At 62.9% G+C, this 25203-nt stretch carries 24 protein-coding genes; 12 read left to right on the forward strand and 12 right to left on the reverse strand.

Annotation, left to right across the window (positions count from 1 at the left end; genetic code table 11):
- Positions 1-251: 251 nt before the first annotated feature.
- The 4 genes from ACZ5TB_RS00800 to ACZ5TB_RS00815 all read right to left on the reverse strand — a co-directional run bounded on the left by ACZ5TB_RS00800 (position 252) and on the right by ACZ5TB_RS00815 (position 4742).
- Positions 252-1004, reverse strand: coding sequence for a ParA family protein (locus tag ACZ5TB_RS00800; protein WP_464778957.1), 753 nt, complete (start codon positions 1002-1004; stop codon positions 252-254).
- A 139-nt stretch (positions 1005-1143) separates the two neighbouring features.
- Positions 1144-2514 (reverse strand): class II 3-deoxy-7-phosphoheptulonate synthase, encoded by a 1371-nt coding sequence (locus ACZ5TB_RS00805; RefSeq protein WP_464791653.1) that lies wholly within the window; start codon positions 2512-2514, stop codon positions 1144-1146.
- A 165-nt stretch (positions 2515-2679) separates the two neighbouring features.
- Positions 2680-2991 (reverse strand): Rap1a/Tai family immunity protein, encoded by a 312-nt coding sequence (locus ACZ5TB_RS00810; protein WP_464778959.1) that lies wholly within the window; start codon positions 2989-2991, stop codon positions 2680-2682.
- Between the two features lie 152 nt (positions 2992-3143).
- The gene (locus ACZ5TB_RS00815) at positions 3144-4742 is read right to left on the reverse strand and encodes a cysteine--tRNA ligase (protein WP_464778960.1); all 1599 of its coding nucleotides are present in this window, start codon (positions 4740-4742) and stop codon (positions 3144-3146) included.
- A 283-nt stretch (positions 4743-5025) separates the two neighbouring features.
- Here ACZ5TB_RS00815 and ACZ5TB_RS00820 point away from each other — a divergent pair, with 283 nt between their 5' ends.
- The 3 genes from ACZ5TB_RS00820 to ACZ5TB_RS00830 all read left to right on the forward strand — a co-directional run bounded on the left by ACZ5TB_RS00820 (position 5026) and on the right by ACZ5TB_RS00830 (position 7572).
- The gene (locus tag ACZ5TB_RS00820; RefSeq protein WP_464778961.1) at positions 5026-5736 is read left to right on the forward strand and encodes a Bax inhibitor-1/YccA family protein; all 711 of its coding nucleotides are present in this window, start codon (positions 5026-5028) and stop codon (positions 5734-5736) included.
- A gap of 2 nt (positions 5737-5738) precedes the next feature.
- Positions 5739-6020 carry a TFIIB-type zinc ribbon-containing protein gene (locus tag ACZ5TB_RS00825; protein ID WP_464779926.1) on the forward strand — a complete coding sequence of 94 codons (282 nt, stop codon included), beginning with the start codon at positions 5739-5741 and terminating at the stop codon, positions 6018-6020.
- A 94-nt stretch (positions 6021-6114) separates the two neighbouring features.
- Positions 6115-7572, forward strand: coding sequence for a mannose-1-phosphate guanylyltransferase/mannose-6-phosphate isomerase (locus ACZ5TB_RS00830; RefSeq protein WP_464791654.1), 1458 nt, complete (start codon positions 6115-6117; stop codon positions 7570-7572).
- A gap of 14 nt (positions 7573-7586) precedes the next feature.
- On the opposite strand, the gene polA is transcribed toward ACZ5TB_RS00830, so the two are convergent.
- Positions 7587-10373, reverse strand: a complete 2787-nt coding sequence (polA, locus tag ACZ5TB_RS00835) for a DNA polymerase I (protein ID WP_464791655.1) — start codon at positions 10371-10373, stop codon at positions 7587-7589.
- An 842-nt stretch (positions 10374-11215) separates the two neighbouring features.
- On the opposite strand from polA, the gene ACZ5TB_RS00840 reads away from it, so the two are divergent.
- A complete protein-coding gene (locus tag ACZ5TB_RS00840; RefSeq protein WP_464791656.1) occupies positions 11216-11467 on the forward strand; it encodes a hypothetical protein in 252 nt (83 codons plus the stop codon).
- 181 nt (positions 11468-11648) lie between these two features.
- Here the strand turns inward: ACZ5TB_RS00840 and arsC are convergent, their stop codons facing one another.
- The 4 genes from arsC to aroQ all read right to left on the reverse strand — a co-directional run bounded on the left by arsC (position 11649) and on the right by aroQ (position 14356).
- A complete protein-coding gene (gene arsC / locus ACZ5TB_RS00845; RefSeq protein ID WP_464791657.1) occupies positions 11649-11993 on the reverse strand; it encodes an arsenate reductase (glutaredoxin) in 345 nt (114 codons plus the stop codon).
- Positions 11990-13342: an acetyl-CoA carboxylase biotin carboxylase subunit gene (gene accC, locus ACZ5TB_RS00850; RefSeq protein WP_464791658.1), complete on the reverse strand. Its 1353-nt coding sequence runs from the start codon at positions 13340-13342 to the stop codon at positions 11990-11992. The genes arsC and accC overlap by 4 nt, the downstream gene beginning before the upstream one ends.
- 9 nt (positions 13343-13351) lie before the next feature.
- A complete protein-coding gene (gene accB, locus ACZ5TB_RS00855; protein ID WP_464791659.1) occupies positions 13352-13831 on the reverse strand; it encodes an acetyl-CoA carboxylase biotin carboxyl carrier protein in 480 nt (159 codons plus the stop codon).
- Between the two features lie 84 nt (positions 13832-13915).
- Entirely contained in the window at positions 13916-14356 is a 441-nt protein-coding gene (gene aroQ / locus ACZ5TB_RS00860) for a type II 3-dehydroquinate dehydratase (protein WP_464791660.1), read from the reverse strand.
- A gap of 124 nt (positions 14357-14480) precedes the next feature.
- Here aroQ and thiS point away from each other — a divergent pair, with 124 nt between their 5' ends.
- The 7 genes from thiS (at position 14481) to ACZ5TB_RS00895 (ending at position 21669) form a co-directional block, all read left to right on the forward strand.
- Positions 14481-15482: a sulfur carrier protein ThiS gene (gene thiS, locus ACZ5TB_RS00865; protein WP_464791661.1), complete on the forward strand. Its 1002-nt coding sequence runs from the start codon at positions 14481-14483 to the stop codon at positions 15480-15482.
- Between the two features lie 117 nt (positions 15483-15599).
- Complete coding sequence (locus ACZ5TB_RS00870) at positions 15600-16310, forward strand: CoA transferase subunit A (protein ID WP_464791662.1); 711 nt, start codon at positions 15600-15602, stop codon at positions 16308-16310.
- Positions 16310-16945: a CoA transferase subunit B gene (locus ACZ5TB_RS00875; RefSeq protein WP_464791663.1), complete on the forward strand. Its 636-nt coding sequence runs from the start codon at positions 16310-16312 to the stop codon at positions 16943-16945. Before ACZ5TB_RS00870 ends, ACZ5TB_RS00875 begins: the two co-directional genes overlap by 1 nt.
- 10 nt (positions 16946-16955) lie before the next feature.
- Entirely contained in the window at positions 16956-17396 is a 441-nt protein-coding gene (locus ACZ5TB_RS00880) for an HIT family protein (protein ID WP_464791664.1), read from the forward strand.
- Between the two features lie 44 nt (positions 17397-17440).
- A complete protein-coding gene (locus ACZ5TB_RS00885; RefSeq protein WP_464791665.1) occupies positions 17441-18739 on the forward strand; it encodes a glycosyltransferase family 4 protein in 1299 nt (432 codons plus the stop codon).
- Positions 18740-18815: 76 nt separating this feature from the next.
- Positions 18816-20408, forward strand: coding sequence for a capsular polysaccharide export protein, LipB/KpsS family (locus ACZ5TB_RS00890; protein ID WP_464792453.1), 1593 nt, complete (start codon positions 18816-18818; stop codon positions 20406-20408).
- Positions 20401-21669 (forward strand): capsule biosynthesis protein, encoded by a 1269-nt coding sequence (locus ACZ5TB_RS00895; RefSeq protein ID WP_464791666.1) that lies wholly within the window; start codon positions 20401-20403, stop codon positions 21667-21669. The genes ACZ5TB_RS00890 and ACZ5TB_RS00895 overlap by 8 nt, the downstream gene beginning before the upstream one ends.
- Here the strand turns inward: ACZ5TB_RS00895 and ACZ5TB_RS00900 are convergent.
- A complete protein-coding gene (locus tag ACZ5TB_RS00900; protein ID WP_464791667.1) occupies positions 21662-22477 on the reverse strand; it encodes a phosphotransferase family protein in 816 nt (271 codons plus the stop codon). The genes ACZ5TB_RS00895 and ACZ5TB_RS00900 overlap by 8 nt on opposite strands.
- Before the next feature lie 88 nt (positions 22478-22565).
- Here ACZ5TB_RS00900 and ACZ5TB_RS00905 point away from each other — a divergent pair, with 88 nt between their 5' ends.
- Positions 22566-23312, forward strand: a complete 747-nt coding sequence (locus ACZ5TB_RS00905) for an HAD-IIB family hydrolase (RefSeq protein WP_464791668.1) — start codon at positions 22566-22568, stop codon at positions 23310-23312.
- 96 nt (positions 23313-23408) lie between these two features.
- Here the strand turns inward: ACZ5TB_RS00905 and ACZ5TB_RS00910 are convergent, their stop codons facing one another.
- Together ACZ5TB_RS00910 and ACZ5TB_RS00915 are read right to left on the reverse strand one after the other, a co-directional pair.
- Positions 23409-24581: a glycosyltransferase gene (locus ACZ5TB_RS00910; RefSeq protein ID WP_464791669.1), complete on the reverse strand. Its 1173-nt coding sequence runs from the start codon at positions 24579-24581 to the stop codon at positions 23409-23411.
- 58 nt (positions 24582-24639) lie between these two features.
- Complete coding sequence (locus tag ACZ5TB_RS00915; RefSeq protein WP_449471217.1) at positions 24640-25203, reverse strand: helix-turn-helix domain-containing protein; 564 nt, start codon at positions 25201-25203, stop codon at positions 24640-24642.

The following is a 25203-nucleotide window of genomic DNA, read 5'->3' on the forward strand; positions in this document are numbered from 1 at the left end:
GCGTCCGCTCTGGAACGCACTGAGGCATAATAGGATAACTAGAGCATTTTCGAAGCAGATGGCATCATCTGCTGGCTCGGAAAATGCGGAAACAAAAGACAAATAGAGCATGATCCGATCCAGTCTGATCGGATCATGCTCTAACCTCCGTTCGGGCTGAGCTTGTCGAAGCCTTTCACTTTCTTCAGTGAAATAGAGCCCTTCGACAAGCTCAGGGCGAACGGCGGTTCAGTAGCGTTTTTGGTTCGTTTTTAGTTTCCCTTCAGCACCTGCCGTTCGATCGTCGTCCATAGGCTCGCGAAAGCCTGCGCGGGCGGCGACGATGCCGCGAATGCCCCGAGCGGCTTCCTCCGCACCGTCATCTGTTCGACCATGCTCGCCATAGGGACGGCAGGCCAGCCGGGCTGTTCGTCCAGCGCCTTGCGGTGAAGCGCGCGGCGCCGGTCCACCATGGAATAGACCGGCAGGATCGGTGGATGCGATCCGCCGCGCTGGACCAGGTAGCGCGCCACTTCGCCCATCGCGCGTTGCGACAGGGGCGAGGGGATGACCGGGATCACGATCATGTCGGCGGCACGCAGCACCTGCTCGCTGGTTTCGGTGAGGCCGGGCGGGCAATCCAGGATGATGCGATCATAATCCTTGCCCAGATTTTCAATCAGCTTTGCGAGCCGCTTCTTCTTGTCCATCTCTCGAAAGAGGTGGTCCAGGCTGCGCAGCGAAGTGTCGGCGGCGATCAGGTCGAGGCCGGGCACGGTCGAAGGCTGGATGAGCTTGCGCACCTCCACATCCTTGCTGAAGATCGCCTGCGCCGCGTCGCGGCTCTGCTTGTCAGTGGAGATAAGCCAGCTGGCCGCAGCCTGCGGATCAAGGTCCCACAGCAAAGTCCGCCGCCGGGATATGGAGGCCGAAGCCCAGGCGAGATTGATCGCGAAGGTGGTCTTACCCACCCCGCCTTTGAGGCTGTAGACCGCGATGGTCGCCAATGCCGGTTCCTTTGCCATGGGGTGAAAGCTACGGCTTTGACCCGCCAAAGCAAGCGGACAATCATAAGTTAATGACGCTGTCGTGACAGACTATGACGCGGAACGAAAAATCCCGCCAGAATCAACCGGCGGGATCTTCCTTTAGCCACTGAAAGGATCAAGCCGCCGCGCGGCGTTCCTTCAGTTCCTCGTTCAGCATTTCCGCAAGCAGGAATGCCAGTTCGAGGCTCTGCGCCGCATTGAGGCGCGGGTCGCAATGGGTGTGATAGCGGTCGGCCAGGCCCTCGTCCGTGATGGCGATGGCGCCGCCGGTGCATTCCGTCACATTCTGCCCGGTCATCTCGGCATGGATGCCGCCGCCGAAGCTGCCCTCGGCACGATGCACGGCGAAGAAGCCGCGCACTTCGGCCAGGATGCGGTCGAAGGGCCGCGTCTTGTAGCCATTCGCCGCCTTGATGACGTTGCCATGCATCGGGTCGCAGGACCAGACCACCGGATGGCCTTCGCGCAGCACCGCGCGAACCAGCTTGGGCAGCCCCGCCTCGATCTTGTCATGACCGTAACGCGTGATGAGCGTGATCCGGCCCGCCTCGCGCGACGGGTTCAGGATGTCGAGCAGGCGGATCAGCGCGTCGGGCTCCAGGCTCGGGCCGCACTTCATGCCGATCGGATTGCCGATGCCGCGCAGATATTCGACATGCGCCGAACCTTCAAAGCGCGTGCGGTCGCCGATCCACAGCATGTGCGCGGACGTATCGTACCAGTCGCCGGTCAGCGAATCCTGCCGGGTCAGCGCCTGCTCATAGGGAAGCAGCAGCGCTTCATGGCTGGTATAGAAGCTGGTTCCGCCAAGCTGCGGCACGGTTTCCGGGGACAGACCACAGGCGCGCATGAAGTCGAGCGCCGCGCCGATCTGGTCGGCCACAGCATCGAACTTCGCCGCAAGCGGGCTGCGGCCCATGAAATCCAGCATCCAGCCATGCACGCGATCCAGGCTGGCATAGCCGCCGGTCGAGAAGGCGCGCAGTAGGTTCAACGTAGCCGCCGATTGGTTATAGGCGCGCACCATGCGCTGGGCATCGGGCTCGCGCGACTCCGCCGTGAACGCGATGTCGTTGACATTGTCGCCGCGATAGCTGGGCAGTTCCACGCCACCGATCGTCTCGGTATCGGCCGAGCGCGGCTTGGCGAACTGGCCCGCCATGCGGCCGACCTTCACCACCGGCAGCTTGGACGCAAAGGTCAGCACCACGGCCATCTGCAACAGCACCCGGAACGTGTCGCGGATGTTGTTGGGATGGAACTCCGCGAAGCTCTCGGCGCAGTCGCCGCCCTGCAGCAGGAACGCCTCGCCATGGGTGACCTTGGCCAGTTCCGCCTTCAGGTTGCGCGCTTCGCCAGCAAAGACGAGCGGGGGAAACTGGCTGAGCTGACCCTCCACGGCGGCCAGCGCCTGCGCGTCACGATAGACGGGCATCTGAATGCCCTTATGCTCCCGCCAGCTTTCCGGCGTCCACTTCGCCGTCACGTCGTGTCTCCCAATGCTAAAAATAGTGGCCGCCCCTACGCCGATGTAGGAATCAAAGCAAGTTTATACCATCCCCGCGCGCCATGTGGGTCGGAGAAGGCGGATTTTAAGTGCAGCGGACGGCGAAGCATGTGCCACGCGCCGCGCGGACCAATTTCCGCCGCGTCACTTTTCGCAGGGATAACGCTCGTTCAGCGCGATGCTGACGATCACCGAAGCGGGCGCGTTGCGCTGATCGGGATAGCGTTCAAGATAGGCGATGACGATGCGCCGCACTTCGTCCGCCTGCATCCGGTCAGGCCAGCAATTGGGCTGGGCGCGGCCGATGAACACGTCCTTCTTGATGCCGTCCACCGCGCCGACGATATAAGCGGTGCAGGCCAGCGCATATTCCGGCGCCTTGTTGCGGCATTTTGCGCGTAGCGTCGTGCCGGTCTCAAACATGAAATGCTGGGCGGCGGCGGGCGGAGTGGCCATCGGACTCCCAAGCAGGACAAGCGCCGTCAGAATGTGCCATTTCATGCGCCGATGGTGCGCTTCCCGCATGGACCTGTCCAGCCGGGCAGGCGCGCGCGCAGCACGGCCTGGCGCATTATTACGAACCCGTAACATTATGGCAAATAAGGCATTTACCCTAGGCTTGGCCGCCACTCCCAGCGCAGCGGGTCACCGTCCATGACATCGACGCCCCGTTCGATGAGCGCATCCCTGATCTGGTCGGAGAGGGCGAAATCCTTCTCCGCACGGGCTTTCTGGCGGCGGTCGAGTTCCGCCTCCACCTCCTCGGGCGTGATCTGCGCGTCCTTGGGCATGATGCGAAGGTCGGCGCGGCTCAGCTGAAGAAGGTTGAGCCCCAACGCCTGATCGAACGCTGCGATCAGGCACAGCTTCTCATCGACCGGCACCTTTTTGATGGCAATCGCCTCTTCGAGCAGCGGCAACGCGCGCGGGGTCATCAGGTCGTCGCTGATCGCGGCGTCGAACTGTTCGAGCAGCGGCGCGAGCTTGGGGTGAAGGTTGGCGCGAAGGTAATCGAGGCGGGGCGACTGCCAGGTTACGCCTTCGGCACGGCTTTTCAGCCCCTCCACGGCCATGATCAGGCGCTTGAGGCGAGTGAGGGCCGCGCCGACGCTCTCCGCGCTGAACTCCAGTTCGCTGCGATAATGGGCACCCAGACACAGCAATCGGTAGGCGAGCGGATGCACGCCCGCATCGATCAGCGAGAAAAGCGTCGTAAAGCCGCCTTTCGACTTGCTCATCTTGCCCTGGCGATCAACGAGGAAATTATTGTGCATCCACCAGCGCGCGCCGGTGAAGCCGGGCTGCGCATCGGTGCAGCCGCAATAAGCCTGATTCTGCGCGATCTCGTTGGGATGGTGGATTTCCCGATGGTCGATGCCGCCGGTGTGAATGTCGAACGGATGACCAAGGCGGGCTTCGCTCATGACTGAACATTCAAGGTGCCATCCCGGCGCGCCCTTCCCCCACGGGCTGTCCCATTCCATCTGGCGCTGTTCGCCCGGCGGTGACTTGCGCCAGATGGCGAAGTCCTGTGGACGGCGTTTGCCCTCAACAGGGCCAATCCGACTCGACAATTGCGCGCGCGCAGCAGCGTGTTCGGCGGCGCCCTTCACTTCCGTCCAATCGGCACCACTGGCCGCTGCGTTAAAGGCTGCTATGAATTCTCCGCTATCTGCGTCCTTCATATAAAAGGGGACGGTAGAGACATCAAAGTAGAGACCCGTATCGATCTCGTAGCAGTGCGCTGGCGCGATCTTCTTCGCAAACTCGATCATCTGCGGGACATAGTCGGTCGCGACGGTCCATTCGCTGGGGGCCATGATGTTGAGGTCGGCGATGTTCCGCTTGAAGGCATCCGTATAGTGGGCCGCAATGTCCCAGATGCTTTTAGCCTGGGCGCGGGCGGCCGCCTCCATTTTGTCATCGCCCGCATCGGCATCACTGGTCAGGTGTCCGACATCGGTGATGTTGATGATGTGAGTGACGGCCAGCCCCTTCCACAGCAGCGTGCGGCGCAGCGTGTCCGTGAACACATAGGCGCGCAGATTGCCGAGATGGGCGTAGTTGTAGACCGTCGGGCCGCAACTATAGACGCGGGCGTGATTTCCATCGATCGGAGCGAAGGGTTCGACCGTGCGGGTCAGGCTGTTGAAGAGACGCATAGGCGCGTCGGCATGCTGTTCGGCAGGGGTGAACTGGTCGCTCATGGTGAGAGCCATGGGGTGGTTCACCGCAGGAATCAACTATCGCGTGCATTGTAACAAATTGTTGCTGACGGCCCGATGCCTTGCACTGGAGCGTTTCCTTACCGATATTGCTCGTGCGGGCCGGGCCCCTCTGGCGGCTGGATTGATCCAGCTGTGATGTCGGACCGCATCGAGTGCGCTCGGTGCAGGTTCGTTGGGCTGTCCCCCCTCTAGCCTTGCGAAGACCGCGCCGGGCCACTCGATCCACATGATGTTTGTTGTTGAAGGATGGAGTTTTAACGCCGTGAACAATCCCGTTCGTACACCCAATTATGGGGCGACGCAGGCGGCGCAACATGACGCCGGGCTGCGCAGTCACATGCTGGGCGTCTTCCGTAACATGGGGATCGGCCTGGTCATTACCGGCCTGGTCGCTGCCTTGATAGGCAGTACGCCCGCGCTGGCCGCCGCGATTTTCAACACGCCGCTGAAATGGGTCGCGATCTTCGCGCCGCTGGCGTTCGTGTTCTTCTTCAGCTTCCGCATCGAAAAGATGACGACGGCTGGCGCGCGGATGGCCTTCTGGGCCTTTTCCGCCGTCATGGGCGTGTCGCTGGCCAGCATCTTCCTGGTCTTCACCGGGGCCAGCATCGCGCAGGCCTTCTTCTCAGCGGCGGTCATGTTCCTTGCGATGGCGCTGTGGGGCTACACCACCGGGCGTGACCTGTCGAAAATGGGTTCGTTCCTGATCATGGGCCTGATCGGCATCCTGGTCGCCAGCCTGATCAACATCTTCATTGGCTCGTCGGCCATGCAGATGGTAATTTCGATCATCGGCGTCGTGGTCTTCACCGGCCTGACCGCCTGGGACGTGCAGCGCATCAAGTCGGAATATTTCGCCTATGCCGGGCATGAGGTTGCGCAGAAGATGCAGGTGATGGGCGCGCTGTCGCTGTACCTCAACTTCGTCAACCTGTTCCAGATGCTGCTGCATCTGACCGGCGAACGGGAATAATGATGCGCACGCCTGAAGCCGTGTCGGCCATGCTCTGCCCGGTCTGTCATGTCGGACTTTCGATGACGGATCGGCAGGGGGTGGAGATCGACTATTGCCCGCAATGCCGGGGCGTGTGGCTGGACCGGGGTGAACTCGACAAGATCATCGAGCGATCAGGGACCGCAACGGCCGCGCCGCCGCCCCAGCAGGCGCATTACCGGCCCGACCGCGACTATCGTGACGACGGCCGCTATTATCAGAAGAAGCGCAAAAAGAGCTTCCTGGAAGAGCTATTTGATTAGGACGGCCATTGCGCCGTCCTTTTTTTGAAGCGCTTGCCTCCCGCCGCTGATCCTTTAGAGCTTCGGTTAAGTTCCATTTTGCGGCCAGGATTTCATGTCGACAAGCAATACCCCTCATGCAGAGGTCACCCCCGTCATTCTCGCCGGGGGATCGGGCACCCGGCTTTGGCCCCTGTCGCGCAAATCCTATCCCAAACAGTTCGTGCCGTTGCTCGGCGAGACGACCTTGTTTCAATCCGTGGCGCGCCGGCTGTCGGGGAAGGCCGAACGCTTCTCCTTCGACCGGCCGGTGGTCCTCACCAATTCGTTGTTCCGCTTCATCATCGCCGAGCAGTTGGCGAAGGAAAATATCGATCCGCAGGCGATCCTGATCGAGCCGGAAGGGCGCAACACCGCCCCTGCCATATTGGCCGCTGCGCTGCATCTGGCGGCGCGCAAGCCCGACGCGATCATGCTTGTCGCGCCTTCGGACCATGTCGTCCCCGACGTGGCGGCATTTCATGCCGCTGTGGGCCAGGGGCTGAGCGCGGCGCAGGCGGGCGACCTCGTCACCTTCGGGATCAGCCCGACCCGGCCTGAAACGGGCTATGGCTATCTTCAGGCGCAGAGCAGGCCCGATGGATCGGGTGTGCCGATCAAGCTCGCCAGCTTCGTTGAAAAGCCCAATGCGGCGCGGGCGGAAGAGATGCTGGCGACGGGTGACTATCTGTGGAACGCGGGTATCTTCCTCTTTGCCGCCAAGGACCTGATCGCCGCTTTCGAGCAGCATGCGCCCGCGATCCTCTCGGCCGTGCGCGGAGCCGTGGAGCAGGCGGAGAGCGATCTTGGCTTCCTGCGGCTGGCGGCGGAGCCTTGGGCGCAGGCGGAAAGCGTCGCCATCGACTATGCGATCATGGAGCGGGCCGACAATCTGTCGGTCGTGCCGTTCGATGCGGAATGGTCCGATCTGGGCGGCTGGGACGCGGTGTGGAGCCATTCGCAGCCGGACGAGCAGGGCGTTGCGCTTTCGGGGGCGGCGACGGCGATCGACTGCCGCGACACGCTGCTGCGGTCAGAGAGCGAGGGGCTGGAGTTGGTCGGGCTCGGTCTCGACAACATCGTCGCGGTGGCGATGAACGACGCAGTGCTGATCGCGGACAAGTCACGCACGCAGGATGTGAAGCTGGTCGTCGAGGCGTTGCAGCGCAAGGGCGCACCGCAGGCGGAGGCTTTCCCGAAGGATCACCGCCCCTGGGGCTGGTATGAAAGCCTGGTGGTGGGCTCGCGTTTCCAGGTGAAGCGCATCACCGTGCTCCCCGGCGCCTCGCTCAGCCTGCAAAGCCATTTTCATCGGTCGGAACATTGGATCGTGGTCGAAGGGACGGCGAAGGTGACGGTGGGCGAGGACGTCCAGCTGCTGTCGGAAAACCAGTCCGTCTATGTGCCGGTAGGCGCCGTGCATCGGATCGAGAACCCTGGGCGCATCCCGATGGTGTTCATCGAGGTGCAGACCGGGTCCTATGTGGGCGAGGATGACATCGTGCGCTATGAGGACCGATACGCCCGAAATTAATCCGGCCTATTCCGTCAGTGCGCCGCGCCCCAGCTCGGGCCGTGGCCGATTTCGACGCCTAACGGCACGCTGAGCTTCACGATTGGCTCGGCCGCGCTTTCCATGACGCGGCGGATGACGGCGCTGGCCTGCTCCACGTCGCCCTCGGGTAACTCAAACACCAGTTCGTCATGCACCTGGAGCAGCATTTTCACGTCATGCAACCCCTCTGCCGCCAGCGCCGGTCCCATGCGGGCCATAGCGCGCTTGATGATGTCGGCGCTGGTGCCCTGGATCGGCGCGTTGATCGCGGCGCGTTCGGCGCCCTGCCGTTCATGCTGGATGGGGGCCTTGATGCGGGGAAACCATGTTTTCCGCCCGAATAGCGTTTCGGTATAGCCCCGCGCCCGCGCCTTTTCGAGCGTTTCGGTGATGTAGAGGCTGATGCCCGGAAAGCGTTCATAATAGCGGCTGATCATGTCCTGCGCTTCGTCGGCGCTGATCTCCAGCCGCCCGGCGAGGCCCCAGCGGCTGATGCCGTAGAGGATGGCGAAGTTGATCGTCTTGGCCCTCCCGCGCGTGTCGCGGTTGACCTCACCGAACAATTGCTGGGCCGTAGCGGCGTGAATGTCCTCGCCCGCAAGGAAGGCCTCGCGCAGCGCGGGCACATCGGCGATATGCGCGGCCAGGCGCAATTCGATCTGGCTATAATCCGCCGCCAGGATGACATTGCCCGGCTCGGCGACGAAGGCGTGGCGTATCTGGCGGCCGACCTCGGTGCGGATCGGTATGTTCTGAAGGTTGGGATCGGTCGAGGATAGTCGCCCAGTCTGCGCGCCCGACAGCGAATAGCTGGTGTGGACGCGGGCGCTGTCCCTGTTGATCTGCGCCTGGAGCGCATCGGTATAGGTGGACTTGAGCTTGGACAGTTGGCGCCAGTCCAGGATCTTTCCGGCGATTTCTGCACCTTGGGCTTTCAGCTGCTCCAATATGGTGACGTCGGTGGAATAGGCGCCGGACTTGCCCTTCTTGCCGCCCTTGTAACCCATCTTGTCGAACAGGATCGCGCCCAGTTGCTGGGTCGACCCGATCGCGAAGGGCTGGCCCGCGATAGCATGTATCTCGCCCTCCAGCTTGGCGATTTCGCCAGTGAATTCGGCGGAGAGGCGGGAGAGCGCCTCGCGATCGACCTTGATCCCTTCATGCTCCATCCGTGCGATCACGGAAACGAGCGGGCGGTCCACCAGTTCATAAACGCGGCTCGCGCCCTCATTGGCGATGCGGCTCTTGTATATTTTCCACAGCCGCAAGGTGACGTCTGCGTCCTCGGCGGCATATTCCGTCGCCTTGTCGAGCGGCACTTCGGCGAAGCTGATCTGGCTCTTCCCGGTGCCGCACACATCCTTGAAGCTGATGCATATGTGATTGAGGTGGACCTTCGCCGCCTCGTCCATGCCATGACCGGCGAGACTTTGCCCGGCGTCGAGGTCGAAGCTCATCACGATGGTGTCGTCATAGGGCGCGATTTCGACGCCGTGGCGACGCATAACCGTCAGGTCATATTTCAGGTTTTGGCCGATCTTGAGGACACTGTCGTCTTCCAGCAGCGGCTTCAGCTTCGCGAGGACAAGATCCTTGGGCAGCTGCTGCGGCTTTTCCGCGAACATGTCCTTCCCGCCATGGCCGACCGGGATATAGCAGGCGGCGTTCGGCCCGACGGCCAGGCTGATGCCGACCAGCGCGCAGGATACGCAGTCGAGCATGTCCGTTTCCGTATCGACGGCAACGAAACCCTCGGCATGGGCCGCCGCGATCCAGCGGTCGAGCGTGTCTTCCGTCACCACCGTTTCATAAAGGCTGCGATCGATCGACGGCTCTTCTTCGAGGACCGGCGCGGACGGGGGCGTGCTTTCGGTGACGGCCAGCGCGGCGGTTGCGACAGCGACAGCAGCGGCAGGCGCGCCGAGGCGGGTGAGCAGCGACTTGAAGCCATGATGTTCGAGGAAATTCTGAAGCGGCTCGGGCGGAATGCCCTTGAGCGTCAATTCTTCCAGCGGCTCGGGCAGGTCCATGCCGTCGTGCAGCGCCACCAGCCTGCGCGACAGGCGCGCCATGTCGGCATGGGCGATCAGATTCTCCTGCATCTTCGACTTCTTCATCGAAGGGGCGGCGTCGAGCGCGGCTTCCAGGCTGCCATATTCGCTGATCAGCTTGGCGGCGGTCTTGGGGCCGATGCCGGGGATGCCGGGGACGTTATCCACGCTGTCGCCCATCAGCGCGAGGACATCGCCCAACTGTTCGGGCTGAACCCCAAACTTGGTCATCACATAGTCCGCGCCCCGCCGCTCATTCTTCATCGTGTCGTACATGTCGACGCCGGGCTGGATGAGCTGCATCAGGTCCTTGTCGGAGCTGACGATGGTGACGTGCCAGCCCGCCGCGACGGCCGCCTTGGTGTAACTGGCGATGATGTCGTCAGCCTCGAATCCCGCTTCCTCGATGCAGGGGAGCGAGAAGGCGCGGGTGGCGTCGCGGATCATCGGGAATTGCGGGACCAGATCCTCCGGCGCGGGCGGGCGGTTCGCCTTATACTGGTCATACATGTCGTTGCGGAAAGTGTGGCTGCCCTTGTCCAGCACGACCGCGAGATGGGTCGGACCTTCCGCCTTGCCCAATTCCTCGGCCAGCTTCCACAGCATGGTGGTGTAGCCATAGACCGCGCCGACCGGCTGGCCATGCTTGTTGGTGAGCGGCGGAAGCTGGTGATAGGCGCGGAAGATGTAGCCGCTGCCGTCGACGAGGTAGAGATGATTCTGGGCCATGGGCGCAGGGGATAGCGGGTAATGCTGGGTGGCTCCAGTGGGGTTGGTTGAGATGGCTGTCCCCATGATTGGGCACGCTGTCCCGAGGGGTAGATGAAAATAGGAGCTGTTTTTGCGGACTGGCCAACGGAGTGACGAAAAATGGCGGTTTTCTGTCGAAGTTCACACCATATGCGCGCGCGAGCCTGAGCGCGCGTGTGCGCGAGGGCGTCATATGCCGGACGTTTCAAAGAGGGGTCGAGGATAAGCGCGCCGATGCGGAATAGGACAGGCTGAAATCGCGCGGTGTTGGAGAAATAGGATGGTTTTTGATGGGGGTGTGGCAATCGGGGCACGCGTGAATTCGGGGGGGGGGGGGAGAGAGGGTATGTCGGCTTGGCAAATTGCTCGGTTGTGATCCAGCGAAAGCTGGGACTTGATAGGAAAAATCGAATGCCGTCGGCCGAATTGGCACCTTCCGCCGACATGACGGAAAGAGGCGTCAGCTAACGACCAGAATTTGCCGCTCGATTGCTCGGCTCAGCCCTCCAATTGCAGACGTTGGACAAGCTGCTATTGTATGCCGATGGATAAGCCCCGCTTCCGACGTTGGCTCGGCTACAACTACCTGCCTCTCAATCTATCGGCGTGGGCGACCATTACAGCCCTCCTGTTAGTGGAGGCTCCTTTGATGATGCTATCGTTCCATGCCACCCCTGAAACCTTGGAGTGGTGGGCGCTCGCTACCTTTTCGTTCAGCATCTTTATAGCGGGGTTAGCGTTCATCCACTGGCATTCAGAATAAAGCCGACCCGCAGCAGGCGACCATTTGCAGTCTTCCAAAAGACCCATATGATTGCCCGATGACGGTCATCCGCACCTACCTGCTAGAGACACTTCAGCGCGTCGCGGACGGTGGCGACATTGAGCAAGATGAACTCGACGCCGCCGTGCCGAACCCGCTGGCCCTCGATCCACTGGAAAAAGATGCTTGGGAGCAATTGAGCCACTGGGCAGACGACGCAGACATTCGGAAAAAGGACCCGACTTATGCGATGTTCAAGCGTGACTGGATGCGAGATCGCATAGCGGTATTAAAAGCGGACGGCGGCTAACTGCCGTCAGCCTATCGGAACCCGCCAGTCCGCAAACCACCCATCCAAGCCGTTCGTCATGAGGAACGACAGGGCTGGAAGTTGTGCGAGTTCTAAGATTTCACAGGCGTTGCGCTGGCCCACCCCCGGCCCTTCAAACGAGTCACGTGCCTCGTTTGAACGCTTGCGGGAGGGGAGAGGTTTATAGGACTTCGCTTGCCCGTTCGGGTGGGCGGGCGATTACTGCGCCCTTGTCCGTGATCACGATGGCGCGTTCGATCAGGATCGGGTGCGCGGCCATCGCGTCGAGAACCGCCTTGTCATCCGTGACGTCTAGGCCGAGTTCTTTGACAACGCCTTCGCCCTTGCGGAGGGCTTCAGAGGGGTGGACGCCCGCCTTGGCCAGCACCGTTTCTATCTCGGCGCGGCTGGGTGGGCTTTTCAGGTATTCGACGACCTCGACCTCAACCCCCGGCGCACCCTCAAGAATCGCGAGCGCGGCCCGCGATTTGGAGCAGCGGGGGTTGTGCCAGATGGTCGCCTTCACTGGGCCTCGTCCTTTGCCAACCACTCTTCCAACCACTTGATCGTGTAGTCGCCGCTCAGGAACTCGGGGTCCTTGAGCAGCTTCTGGTGGAGCGGGATCGTGGTCTTCATGCCCTCGATCACATATTCCTCCAGCGCGCGCTTCAGGCGCATGATGCAGCCTTCGCGGGTGCGGCCGTAGACGATCAGCTTACCGATCATGGAGTCGTAATAGGGCGGCACGCGGTAGCCCTGATACAGGCCGCTATCGACGCGGACATGCATGCCGCCCGGAACATGATAGCTGGTGACGGTGCCGGGCGAGGGCGCGAAGGTGCGAGGGTCCTCGGCATTGATGCGGCATTCGATGGCGTGGCCGTGGAATTCAATGTCCGCTTGTTCGACGGAGAGCGGCTTGCCTTCGGCGACGCGGATCTGTTCGCGGACGAGGTCGAGGCCGGTGATCATTTCCGTCACGGGATGTTCCACCTGAAGCCGGGTGTTCATCTCGATGAAGTAGAATTCGCCGTCTTCCCACAGGAATTCGATCGTGCCCGCGCCGCGATAGCCCATGTCGGCCATCGCCTTGCGTACCACTTCGCCCATCCGGTCGCGCTCGGCGGCGGAGAGGACGGGGGAGGGGGCTTCTTCCAGCACCTTCTGGTGGCGGCGCTGGAGCGAGCAGTCGCGCTCGCCCAAGTGGATGGCGTTGCCGTTGCCGTCGCCGAAGACCTGGAATTCGATATGCCGGGGGTTGCCCAGATATTTTTCCATGTAGACGGTGTCGTCGCCGAACGCGGCCTTGGCCTCGCTGCCAGCTTGCTTCATCGAGGTTTCGAGCAGGTCTTCGGACGGCACGACCTTCATGCCGCGACCGCCGCCGCCTGATGCCGCCTTGATGAGGACCGGATAGCCGATCTTCGCGGCGACTGCCTTGGCTTCCTCAACGCTTGAAAGCGCGCCGTCGGAACCGGGGACCAGTGGCAGGCCGAGCGCGCCAGCGGTGCGCTTGGCTTCGACCTTGTCGCCCATGATGCGGATATGTTCAGGCTTGGGGCCGACGAAGGCCAATCCATGCGCTTCCACGATCTCCGCGAACTGGGCGTTTTCCGACAGGAAGCCATAGCCCGGATGGATGGCGTCCGCGCCGGAGATTTCAGCAGCGGAGATGATCGCTGCGACGTTCAGATAGCTGTCCTTGGCCGCGGGCGGCCCGATGCAGATCGCTTCGTCGGCAAGGCGCACATGCATGGCATCGGCGTCAGCGGTGGAGTGGACCGCCACCGTCTTGATGCCCATTTCATGGCAGGCGCGGTGGATGCGGAGCGCGATTTCGCCCCGGTTCGCGATCAGCAGCTTTTCGATGGCCATGGGCGCGCCTTATTCGATGACGATCAGCGGCTGGTCATATTCGACCGGCTGGCCGTTATCGACCAGCACGGCCTTGACCGTGCCCGCGCTGGGCGCGGTGATCGCGTTCATGACCTTCATCGCTTCGACGATCAGCACGGTGTCGCCTGCCTTCACGGTCGAACCGACGGCGGCGAAGGGCGCTGCGCCCGGTTCAGCCGAGAGATAGGCGGTGCCTACGATGGGCGAGCGGACGGCGTTGGCGGCTACGGGTGCGGCTGCTTCGGCAGGGGCCGCTGCGGGCGCGGCCACCGGCGCGGCAGCGGCCGGGGCTGCCACAGGAGCGGGCGCATAGGCGACGGCGTTGGCGGCCTTGCGCGCGACGCGGATCTTGCGGTCGCCGTCCTCCACCTCGATTTCCGTCAGGTTGGTGTCGTCGAGCAGGGCGGCGAGATCCCGCACCAGCTGCACGTCGACCTGCATTGCGCCCTTTTCAGCCTTATCGTTCATTTGAAGTCCCTGGACCGTAAAATCTCTTATGCGATGCCCGCGCCTATGCGCATTTGGGGCAAAGCGCAACTTTTGAGCGACGAGTTAAAGTTCCAGCGCGGCTTCCAGCGCCAGCATGTAGGACATGGCTCCGAAACCCGCGATCGTTCCCTTCGCCGCCATGCCGACATAGCTTTTGTGGCGGAAGGGTTCGCGCTTGTGCGGGTTGGACAGGTGGACCTCTATCACCGGGACGGCGATGCCCTTGATCGCGTCGTGCAGCGCGATGGAGGTATGCGTGAGGCCGCCGGGATTGAGGATGACGGCATGCGCGCCTTCCTCATGCGCTTCCTGAAGCCAGTCGATCAGATGGCCTTCATGATTGGACTGGCGGAAATCGATTTCGACATGAGCGCGGGTGGCGGCATCCTCCATCCGCTCGGCAATGTCATCCAGCGTGTCATAGCCGTAGATTTCCGGCTCCCGCGTGCCCAGCATGTTGAGGTTGGGGCCGTTCAACACAAAGATTTTCCGCGCGTCGGCCATGGCAATCCCCCTTAGCATGTTGCGGCAGGGGCGTCGCGGCCCCTATATGCTGCCCTTGATCCTTAGCCTTTCGTGTCGCGCCAAGTCGAGACACGTTCTTTGTAATTGAAGACAGGATAGAGCATTGCACGTCGACGGCACCGTTTCGATCACCATCAATGGCGAGCATCGCCGCGTGCGCGCAGGGCTGACGCTGGCCGAACTGGCGAGTGAGTTGGGCTTCGTGCCGGAAAAGGTCGCGGTGGAGCGCAACCTGGAGGTCGTGCCGCGATCGACGCTGGCGCAGGTGGGTGTCGAGGATGGGGATGATCTGGAGATCGTGCATTTTGTCGGAGGCGGCGATGTGTCGGCGGTGGATGACGATAGCTGGACGGTCGCGGGCAAGACTTTCCGCTCGCGGCTGATCGTGGGCACTGGGAAATATAAGAATTTCGAGCAGAATGCGGCGGCGGTTGCGGCTTCGGGTGCGGAGATCGTCACCGTGGCAGTGCGGCGCGTCAATGTGTCGGACCCCAAGGCGCCGATGCTGACCGACTTCATCGATCCCAAGAAGATCACGTATCTGCCCAACACGGCGGGCTGCTTTACCGGCGAAGAGGCGATCCGCACGCTGCGGCTGGCGCGGGAAGCGGGCGGATGGGACCTCGTCAAGCTGGAGGTGCTGGGGGAGGCGCGGACGCTGTATCCCGACATGGTGGAGACTTTGCGCGCGACCGAGGTGCTGGCCAAGGAAGGTTTCAAGCCGATGGTTTATTGCGTTGACGATCCGATCGCGGCCAAGCGGCTGGAGGATGCGGGCGCGGTGGCGATCATGCCGCTGGGCGCGCCGATCGGGTCTGGCCTCGGTATCCAGAACCGGGTGACGATCCGCCTGATCGTGGAGGGCACGAAGCTGCCGGTGCTGGTGGATGCGGGCGTAGGCACGGCGTCGGAGGCGGCGGAAGCGATGGAGTTGGGCTGCACGGGCGTGCTGATGAACACGGCTATCGCGGAGGCGAAGGACCCGGTGCTGATGGCGGCGGCTATGAAGGCCGGGGTGGAAGCCGGGCGCATGGCCTATCGCGCTGGGCGGATGGGAAAGCGCATGTATGCCGATCCGTCGAGCCCGCTTGCCGGGTTGATCTGACGCTCCATCCGTTCGCTCGAAACGAACGGAAGACGGCTTATTTTTCGCGCGCGCAGCAAATTGACCGGCCGCTTGCTTCCTCCTATGGGCGAAACGCATTCAGGAGGAGGAAAAGCGATGGTCAAGAAGCTATACCCCGATGCTGCGTCTGCGTTGGAGGGCCTTCTCTTCGATGGCATGCATCTTTGTGCAGGCGGCTTTGGACTTTGCGGAATTCCCGAGCGTCTGATCGACGCGATCCGTGATTCGGGGGTTAAGGACCTCACCATCGCCTCCAACAATGCCGGGATCGACGGCGAAGGTCTGGGCAAGCTGCTGCGCACGCGGCAGGTCAAGAAGATGATCAGCTCCTATGTTGGCGAGAATAAGGAGTTTGAGCGGCAATATCTGGCGGGCGAGCTGGAGGTGGAATTCTGCCCCCAGGGCACGCTGGCGGAGCGCTGCCGCGCTGGCGGGGCGGGTATTCCGGGCTTTTACACAAAGACGGGCGTCGGTACGGCGGTTGCCGAGGGCAAGGAAGTCAAGAATTTCGACGGACAGGACTATATCCTGGAACGCGGAATTTTTGCCGACGTCGCGATCATCAAGGGCTGGAAGGCCGACGAGAGCGGCAATCTCATCTTCCGCAAGACAGCTCGCAATTTCAACGCGCCGATGGCGACCGCCGCGAAGATCTGCGTCGCCGAGGTAGAGGAAGTGGTGCCGGTCGGTAGCCTTGATCCTGACAGCATCCACCTGCCCGGCATTTATGTGAAGCGCATGATCGTCGGCGCGCCTTACGACAAGAAGATCGAATTCCGCACTGTGCGCCAGAGGGAGGCCGCGTAATGGCTTGGACGCGTGACGAGATGGCCGCGCGCGCGGCGAAGGAGCTGAAGGATGGCTTCTATGTGAATCTGGGCATCGGCATTCCGACGCTGGTGGCGAACCATATTCCGGCGGGCGTGGAAGTGACGCTGCAGTCGGAAAATGGCATGTTGGGCATCGGCCCCTTTCCCTATGAGGGCGAGGAGGATGCGGACCTGATCAACGCGGGCAAGCAGACGATCAGCGAGCTGCCGAACAGTGCCTATTTCTCCAGCGCCGACAGCTTCGCCATGATCCGGGGCGGGCATATCGACCTTACCGTGCTGGGCGCGATGGAGGTTGCGGAAAATGGCGACATCGCCAACTGGATGATCCCCGGCAAGATGATCAAGGGCATGGGCGGCGCGATGGATCTGGTCGCGGGCGTCAAGAAGATTATCGTCGTCATGGAGCATACGTCGAAGGACGGCAGCCCGAAGTTCATCCCGGCCTGCACCCTGCCGCTGACCGGCAAGAATGTGGTCGATATGATCGTCACCGACCTGTGCGTGTTCCAGCGGCCCGACCATGACAGCCCGTTCAAGCTCGTTGAACTTGCACCGGGCGTGACGGCGGAGGAAGTCGCCGCTAAGACCACGGCTCATTATCTGAGCTGAGGATTGTGGCATGAGCCTTGAAGGCACCTATGACGAAGGCAATGTCTTTGCGCTGATCCTTCAGGGCAAGATCCCTTCGACCAAGCTGTATGAGGATGCGCATACCTATGCCTTCCTCGACATCCAGCCGCAGACGAAGGGGCACAGCCTGGTCATTTCCAAATGGTCGAAGGCGCGCAACATCCTTGAGATCGAGGAGGATGCACTGGCGCAGGTGATGGCGACGGTGAGGAAAGTCGCCAAGGCGACGGCCAAGGCGCTCGATCCCGACGGCATCCATGTCGCCCAGTTCAACGGTGCGCCTGCCGGGCAGACCGTGTTTCACCTGCATTTCCATATCGTGCCGCGCTGGCAGGGTGGGCCGATGGGCTTTTCCGCCCATGCCCAAGGCAATTTCGCTGATCCCGCTGCCCTTGAAGCGCTGGCGGAAGAGATACGTGCCCAGTTCTGAGCCGCGCGCGAGTGACATGACCCAGCCGATGGAGAAGCGCTGATATGGCGCTGAAACCGTTCAAGGCGCCCGGCGCCCGGCTGGCGCTGCGATCGAAACCGGCGAGAAGCTATGTCGCGGCGGCGGATGGCAAGGCGGAGATCATCCTCGACATCTCCCGGCTATTGTCGCGCAGCTTCCATGCGGCGCCGACCGGCATCGACCGGGTCGAATATGTCTATGCGCGCGAATTGCTGGAGCGGATACCGGATCGGCTGGCCTTTGCCGCCGTGCATCCGGCTGGCGGCTATTATGGGCGGCTGAACAGTGCGGCGGTACGGCAGTTTCTGGCGTTTACGGCGGCGCGCTGGCGCAATAGCAGCGCCAAGGATGAGGCGGCGGGACGGGCGGCGGTGATCCGGCACCTGATCGCGTTGCGACCCCGCCCGGTGCCGCGTGCCCGCAGCCCGCGCGTCTATTTGCAAGTGTCGCCCCATCACCTGGACGACCCGGATCAGGTAGGTGCGATTCTGCGGGCGGAAGGTGCACGCTTCGTGACGCTGGTGCATGATGTCATTCCGCTCACTCATCCGGAGTTCGCGCGGCCGCAGGGGGCGGAGGAACATCGGCGACGGATTCGCACGATCGACCGCTATGCCGATGGCATCATCGGCAACAGCCAGGCGACGATCGATGCGCTTGGCCCCTTCATGACGCGGAGCATGGAAGGGCGCAGCCTCTGCGTCGCCCATTTCGGCTCTGACCCGCCCGACATATTCGGCGGCGAAAGCCATAATGTGCCGTCGCGGCCTTATTTCGTTTACATCTCGACCATCGAGCCGCGAAAGAACCACCTGCTGCTGCTCAATCTGTGGCGGCGGCTGGTGGAGCGGTTGGGCGATCGGGCTCCGGTGCTGGTGCTGATCGGCCGTCGTGGCTGGGAAAATGAGAATGTCGTCGACATGCTGGAGCGCGCGGAAATCCTGCGCGGCCATGTCATCGAAGCGGGCAGCGTGCCGGACACGGAAATGCATGCGCTGGTCGCGGGGGCGCGGGCGATGCTGATGCCTTCGTTCGAAGAGGGGTTCGGCATTCCCGTGATCGAAGCGCTGTCGGTGGGCGTGCCGGTGATTTGCAGCGACATCGTCGCGCATCGGGAGGTCGGGGGAGAGGCCCCGGATTATCTCGACCCGCTGGACGGGCTGGGCTGGATGCGTTTGATCGAGGCCTATGCTCTGCCGGATTCGCCCGAACGAGAGGCGCAGATGGCACGTATCAAGGCGTGGCGCGCGCCACAATGGCGGGATTATTTCGACATCATCATGCAATTGCTTGACGATGTGACGGCTACCGCGCCCGCTTGACGTCCATGCCGGGGGTGCGCATGAAACCCATTGTGGACAATTGCTTTTCTGCCGGATGCGGACGGGATTTGACGAAGTGACGCCGCTGCCCTTCCTGCGATCGCCGCCCTTTCCCGGAATTGCCCCGCGTGTGTCGGCGGTGAGCATCCTGCGTGATCGGGCGGGCGAGCCGGACGAGGTTCCGGACAGCGTTATCGACCAGATCGCGGCGGCGCGGGTTGGAGGGGCCTTTTGGGGTCGCCAGCGCGAGGGCGTGAAGCTTGTGGCGCGAGCGGGGTGTCGTTTTCCCCGCGAGGGCTTGGAGCGCGATGAGATCGTCATTCTGCCTGCGCGGCCTTCCGGCAAAGAATATGATCCCTGGGCGCTGGTGGCGCAGGCGCGCTCCGTCCATGCGGCGGCCGACGATGAGCTGGCGATCATTGCGGGGATGCTGGGCGTTGCTGTGCGTGGCCCCCATGGGGAAGTGATCGCGCCTGAGCGGCTTCGGCTGGCGGCGAAGCGCGCGGTCGCGGCGGCCAGCTACCGGGATTGTTTCAGCGGCGAGGCGGTGGGTGTCGAGCAAGCCGTCGCGCAACTGGCGGAGTGGGGCCGCCATCTGCAAGGCAACCGGCATATCGCCGCCGCCAGCGGCATGGCTTTCTGGAAGCGCGAAGCGATGCGGCGGTTCCTTTGGGATGGGGTGCGGTCGCCGCCCTTCCTTCCCCCACGCGCCGGGGTGCGGCGGGCAAGGCGCGAGGGCGGGGCGCTGGCGGTGTGGCCGTCGCGGGTGCCTTCCTCCTTGCAGGCGGATGCGCCGGGCATCGCCGTCGCGCGTGTGGAAGACGGCTTTTTGCGGTCCAAGGGGCTGGGGGCTGCGCTGACGCCGCCGGGGTCGGTCGTCATCGATCGGTCGGGCATTTATTATGATGCGGGCGGGCCGAGCGACCTGGAGACGTTGCTTGCGACACATGCTTTTTCGCCGGCGCTAGTGGAGCGCGCCGGTCGGCTCCGCGCGAAGATCCGGGCGACGGGCGTCACCAAATATGGGCAGGATGGTGGCCAGATGCCGAGCCTCCCCAGCGCCAAGCGCACGGTATTGGTCGTTGGGCAGGTGGAGGATGACCTGTCGGTGCAGCTCGGCGGCGCTGGTGTCGAGGGCAATCTGGGCCTGCTGAAGCGAGCGCGGCGGGCCGAGCCGGATGCCCATATCATCTATCGGCCTCATCCCGATGTGCAGGCTGGACTGAGGCGCGGACATTTGAGCGATGCCGTCGTGCATGAACATGCCGACGCGCTGGACAGCGGCGCGCCGCTGATGGCGCTGGTGCAGGCGGTGGACGAGGTGCATGTGCTGTCGTCGCTGACGGGCTTCGAGGCGCTGCTGCGCGATCGGCCCGTTACCGTGCATGGCATGCCATTTTATGCGGGATGGGGGCTGACCCGCGACCTTGCCGAGCCCAATGTGCGGCGGGGGCGCAAGCTCACCATCGACCAGCTTGTCGCGGCCGCCCTCATTCTCTATCCTCGTTACCTGGACCCGGTAACATGTCTGCCCTGCGGCCCTGAAATCATGGTGGAGCGTTTGGGTGGTGGATCGACGTCGTCAACTTCATGGCTGATCCGAATGCGGACGCTACAGGGGAAAATTAGAAGATTCATGACTTTGTCTGCCGAGCATCTCCATGGCTGACAGCCGAGCCAAGACCTTCCTCTTCCTTCAGGGACCGCATGGACCCTTTTTCGCGATGCTGGCAGATGCCTTGCGGGCGCGCGGGCATGGCGCCTTGCGGATCAACATCAATGGCGGGGATAAGGTCGACTGGCCGGGGGAGGCGACGGATTATCGCGGGTCCTTCCGCAACTGGCCGCTCTTCTTCGATGATTTCATCGTCCAGCACGGCGTTACAGACCTGATTCTCTATGGCGATTGCCGCCCCTATCATGCGTCCGCGCACAAGATGGCGCGGCTGCGCGGCTTGCGCGTCCATGTGCTGGAGGAAGGCTATATCCGGCCGGACTTCATGACGTTGCAAGAGGATGGGGTGAACGGCAATTCTACCCTGCCGCTCGACCCGCAATGGTATCTGGATCAGGCGCTGGGCCTGCCGCCGGAGGGTGGGCGGGAGCCGCAAATCCCTTCGACCTTCCGCAGGCGCGCCGTGAATACGACGCGCAATGGCTTGGCGTCGGCGATGATGTGGCCGGTCTTTCCCTTCTACCGGACGCACCGACCGCAAAGCTTCCTGCTGGAGGCGGCGGGCTGGTTCAAGAAGCTGATGCTGCGAAAGCGGGATATGCGTTTGTCGCGGACCCAGTGGGACGAGATTAAGGACAAGCCCTATTTCGCCCTGCCGTTGCAGCTGGATTCGGACTATCAGATTCGCGTCCATTCGCCCTTCGGCAATATGCGCGCGGCCTTGCGGTTCGTGATCAAGAGCTTCGCGCGATATGCACCCGAGGGCACCAATCTGGTGGTGAAGCGCCATCCGCTGGATTCGGGACTCGTGGCTTGGGAGCGACTGACGCGGCGGCTTGCCTCTCGCTATGGGGTGGCGGATCGCGTCTATTATCTTGCGGACCTCGATATCGCTCAGGTGGTCGGCCGGTCGCTGGGCGTGGTGACAGTGAACAGCACGGTCGGTACGCTGGCGCTGAACAAGGGTAAGCCGGTGCTGGTGCTGGGACATGCTGTCTACAAGGTGCCCGGCGTCGTTTATAAAGGAACGCTGGACGAGTTCTGGCTCGATCCGGGCGCGCCGGACCAGACGCTTTATGCAGCGTTCCGCCGGGTGCTGATCGACCGATGCCTGATCAGAGGCGGCCTGCTGAGTGATCAGGGTCTCGATATGCTGATTAACAATGCTGTCGAGCGTCTGTGCGGTCAGTCCAGGATGGCGGAGCGCAGTTTGGACGCGCCAGTGCAGCGGCTAAATCTGGCGCGGGTCAGCTGAAGACCGGGAGTCCCGCTCCGCGCAGGGCGTCGTCCAGATAGCGGGTGAAAGCTGCATTGCGGACGGGCGGGCGTGCGCGGAGCCACGCCAGCGCGACGATCGGACGCCATAGGGTAAGCTGATCGGGCGTGACGCCGCTTTCTTTGCGATAGGCGCGGCCAAGCTGACGAGCGGCCCAGTCGCGCCAGGCATTGGTGATGACATCGTTGGGACCTTCGCCGAACCGCATCAGCATTTCGCTCCTGACGGCATCGGCGGCGGGAGCGCCGATTGCGGCCTTTGCCCAGTCGAGGATCACCAGCCCGCCATCGTTGACCAGAATATTGTCGATGTGAAAGTCGCCGTGGAGGAGCTGGCTGCCCTCCGGCAGGCGGACGAGATAATGTTTGGCGGCGCGCTTAAGCGTCTCCGGGGCAGGGCCATAGTCGATGTCGGTTTGCAGGACGGACTTGACGGTGCGCAGTCCCGATACGCTCTGGGCATGAACGCCGTGTAGAACCCCCGCCATGTCGCGCAGCAGGGACGCGGCTGACAGCGGTTTCTTGCGGATAGCGTGGGCGACCGATGGGCCGCTTATCTCTGGATAGATGAGGGCGCGCTTGTCATCCACCTCGACCCGCGTGCTTGGCGCGGCGGTGGGAAGGCCGAGGGAGGCAGCCATCATGGCCGCCGTCATTTCGCGCTCGATCATCTCCTCCGACACGGCATCGTGGAATATCTTGACGACCTTTCCCCCGCCGATACGGAAAACCTCCGAGCTTTTGCCCCGACCGAGCAGCACCCAATCGCTTCCACTTTCCAACGGCATGCGCGGCGTCATTTCCTCTGCTCTATGCATTTGCCGATCGCTTAATTGATGGTAGCTGCGCCGACATGGATTCCAGGAGCTTGCCCATATGAAAGAGTTGATCGCCTTCGATCTCGACGGAACGCTGGCGGAAAGCAAGCAACCTTTGGGCGAAGAGATGGGGGAGGCGCTGGCTGACCTGATGACGGTCGCGCATGTTGCCGTGATTTCCGGTGGTGACTGGCCGCAATTCGACAAGCAGGTCGCGAGCCGCCTGCCCGGCCGCGCGGACCTGTCGCGCCTGTGGCTGATGCCGACGACCGGCACCAAGCTTTTCACGCATCAGGCAGGCGCATGGGCGCCGGTCTATGCCGAATTATTTGATGAAGCGCAGAAGCAGAACATCTTCGCTGCCTTCGATCAGGCATTGGAAGCGACGGGTTTCGTGCCGGAGGAAACCTGGGGGGAGCGAATCGAGGATCGCGGCAGCCAGATCACCTTCTCCGCGCTGGGGCAGCAGGCTCCTATCCACGCGAAGGAGGGATGGGACCCGGACTTTGCCAAGCGTCGCATCATTCAGGCCGACCTGCGGGAGCGGCTGCCCGGCCTGTCGATTAACATAGGCGGCGCGACATCGATCGACATCACGCGCGAGGGCGTGGACAAGGCATACGGCCTCAAGAAGCTGTGCGATGCGAGCGGCATCGCGCTGGATGCGATGATGTTCATCGGCGACGCGATCTTTCCGGGCGGCAATGACTATCCGGCCAAGGAATTGGGGCTGGACACGGTGCGCGTGCGGGATCCGGAGGAAACGCTGTCGGTGATCGCGGCGATCGTTTCCTGCCAGAAGTGACCGATTTGCCCTGATGCCGAGCGCCGTCGGTTGCGGCGTGCGGCCCATGATCTGAGAGGGGCGGGGGGGGCTTCACGGGCAACCCCTCCACCCGGCCTAGCCGTTGCGGGCGATGCCCTTCAGATGGTGGAGCAGAAGGTCGGCATTGGCTTCCCAGGTGAAGCGCAGTGCTGCATCGCGCACCGCTTCGCGCTCGGGCGGGTTGTAGAGAATTTCTCCAATGGCGGCCGCGATCGCTTCAGGGTCACGGTCAACGATCTTGCCTGCCTCCGGACGGTCGAGCAGTTCGCGCGCGCCCCCGACATCGGTGATGACGATCGGCGTGCCGCAAGCCAGCGATTCGACCCAGGCGTTGGCGAGCCCCTCGGAGGATGAGGGTAGCGCCATCACATCGGCCGCAGCATAAATGCGCGGCAACCGGTCATGCGGGACGGAGCCGAGGAACCCGATGCGGCGGTCAACGGCCAGTTCCTCGGCCTGCTTTTCCAGCGCCCGGCGATATTGACCCTGACCAGCGAAGAGCAGGGTGATGCCGGGCAGACGCGGAAGCGCCTGCACCAGCAGTTCCTGCCCCTTGCGCGGAATAAGCGCCCCGACGCACAGGACCACGGGTCCTTCGAAGCCCAGCGCCTCCTTGGCGGCGGCGCGATCGGCCAATTCAAAGCGATCAAGATCGACGCCGGTATAGTGAACGCGGATCTTTTCCGCGTCCATGCCCAGCTTGACCATCGATCGGCGCATCGCGCTGGACACGGCGAGCAGGCCCGCTGCTTCCGTCCCGGCGCGTTTCACCATGCCGCGCGTGTCGCGCCGTTTGCCCCAATAATGGATGTCGGCGCCGCGCGCTTTAACGGAGTAGGGGATGCCGAGGGCGCGTGACAGGCGTTGCGCGACGGGGCCGTCGGGGAAGAAGAAGCTGGCGTCGATGACGTCGAAGGGCTGCTGTTCATGCAGATGACGTACCAGCGGCAGGATCGCGCGGGTCATGCTGCGGACGTTGTAGCGTGCGCCGATCTTGGGAATGGTGGAGAAGATCGGGCGATAGACGGTGAGGTTCTGCCAGCGTTCCTTGCGCGGCAGGGCGCGAAGCGGCGCATATCGGTTGCCAAGGCCGATCGGCCAGATCGGTACGCCCAGCGGCGCGATCACCGTGACATTGACATCGGGGCGGCTGGCGAGTTCCCGCGCCTGCCGTTCGACGAACACCCCGAAATTCGGACGGCTCATGTCCGGGAACAGGGTCGAGAGCGTAAGGACATTCAGCGTCATGCTGTCCCCCTTAAAGCATCGCGGTTAATCGAGAGTTAGGGCTGAAGCGCGGCTTTGGCTATAATTGTCTTACCAACTGAACCGCCACAGCGCCCCAGGGTGGGTCGCTGATCACCTGCTGACGGCTGCCACTGCCGAGCGGCAATATCTGCAACTTGTCGCCCTCTCGCCCGATCAGTCTGCCAAAGACGAAGCGCCCGGCATGGCGTGGCAGCAATATGTCCCGATTGAGCGCGCTGGCAAATTCGTCCGGGCCGATGCGGCGGCACCAGATTTCGTCGCCGCTGCGATAGTCGCCAATGCTGGCGGATACCTGGACGCCGATCATCGCGTCGGCGGGGACGGGCGGAGGGAAGGACAGGCTCCGCGTGGGCGCTCGGGCGCCTTCGGGGCCGAGCAGCGCCGCGACCGGCACCACGCTTTGACCCGGCAGCGCCACCAGTTCCGACGAGCCAACGCCCAAAGCGTCGGCAATGCGGTTCAACCAGTTGACCGATACGGTTCGCGTGCCAGTTTCCAGCCGGCCGATAGTCTGCGCTGTGGTTGCAGGGCGGCAAAGCGCCGCGACTTGCTCCAGCGTCAAACCCTTGGCTTTTCGAACTTCTCTAATCCGGGTGATCAT

It is taken from the genome of Sphingobium sp. TomTYG74 (assembly GCF_055393875.1).

What these genes read in the sequence shown, in the direction of transcription:
- ACZ5TB_RS00800 (WP_464778957.1), bottom strand. Translation starts at nt 1,004, where the DNA reads ATGGCAAAGGAACCGGCATTGGCGACCATCGCGGTCTACAGCCTCAAA.
- ACZ5TB_RS00810 (WP_464778959.1), bottom strand. Translation starts at nt 2,991, where the DNA reads ATGGCCACTCCGCCCGCCGCCGCCCAGCATTTCATGTTTGAGACCGGC.
- ACZ5TB_RS00815 (WP_464778960.1), bottom strand. Translation starts at nt 4,742, where the DNA reads ATGAGCGACCAGTTCACCCCTGCCGAACAGCATGCCGACGCGCCTATG.
- ACZ5TB_RS00825 (WP_464779926.1), top strand. Translation starts at nt 5,739, where the DNA reads ATGCGCACGCCTGAAGCCGTGTCGGCCATGCTCTGCCCGGTCTGTCAT.
- ACZ5TB_RS00830 (WP_464791654.1), top strand. Translation starts at nt 6,115, where the DNA reads ATGTCGACAAGCAATACCCCTCATGCAGAGGTCACCCCCGTCATTCTC.
- polA (WP_464791655.1), bottom strand. Translation starts at nt 10,373, where the DNA reads ATGGCCCAGAATCATCTCTACCTCGTCGACGGCAGCGGCTACATCTTC.
- ACZ5TB_RS00840 (WP_464791656.1), top strand. Translation starts at nt 11,216, where the DNA reads ATGACGGTCATCCGCACCTACCTGCTAGAGACACTTCAGCGCGTCGCG.
- accC (WP_464791658.1), bottom strand. Translation starts at nt 13,342, where the DNA reads ATGGCCATCGAAAAGCTGCTGATCGCGAACCGGGGCGAAATCGCGCTC.
- accB (WP_464791659.1), bottom strand. Translation starts at nt 13,831, where the DNA reads ATGAACGATAAGGCTGAAAAGGGCGCAATGCAGGTCGACGTGCAGCTG.
- aroQ (WP_464791660.1), bottom strand. Translation starts at nt 14,356, where the DNA reads ATGGCCGACGCGCGGAAAATCTTTGTGTTGAACGGCCCCAACCTCAAC.
- ACZ5TB_RS00870 (WP_464791662.1), top strand. Translation starts at nt 15,600, where the DNA reads ATGGTCAAGAAGCTATACCCCGATGCTGCGTCTGCGTTGGAGGGCCTT.
- ACZ5TB_RS00875 (WP_464791663.1), top strand. Translation starts at nt 16,310, where the DNA reads ATGGCTTGGACGCGTGACGAGATGGCCGCGCGCGCGGCGAAGGAGCTG.
- ACZ5TB_RS00880 (WP_464791664.1), top strand. Translation starts at nt 16,956, where the DNA reads ATGAGCCTTGAAGGCACCTATGACGAAGGCAATGTCTTTGCGCTGATC.
- ACZ5TB_RS00885 (WP_464791665.1), top strand. Translation starts at nt 17,441, where the DNA reads ATGGCGCTGAAACCGTTCAAGGCGCCCGGCGCCCGGCTGGCGCTGCGA.
- ACZ5TB_RS00895 (WP_464791666.1), top strand. Translation starts at nt 20,401, where the DNA reads ATGGCTGACAGCCGAGCCAAGACCTTCCTCTTCCTTCAGGGACCGCAT.
- ACZ5TB_RS00900 (WP_464791667.1), bottom strand. Translation starts at nt 22,477, where the DNA reads ATGCCGTTGGAAAGTGGAAGCGATTGGGTGCTGCTCGGTCGGGGCAAA.
- ACZ5TB_RS00905 (WP_464791668.1), top strand. Translation starts at nt 22,566, where the DNA reads ATGAAAGAGTTGATCGCCTTCGATCTCGACGGAACGCTGGCGGAAAGC.
- ACZ5TB_RS00910 (WP_464791669.1), bottom strand. Translation starts at nt 24,581, where the DNA reads ATGACGCTGAATGTCCTTACGCTCTCGACCCTGTTCCCGGACATGAGC.
- ACZ5TB_RS00915 (WP_449471217.1), bottom strand. Translation starts at nt 25,203, where the DNA reads ATGATCACCCGGATTAGAGAAGTTCGAAAAGCCAAGGGTTTGACGCTG.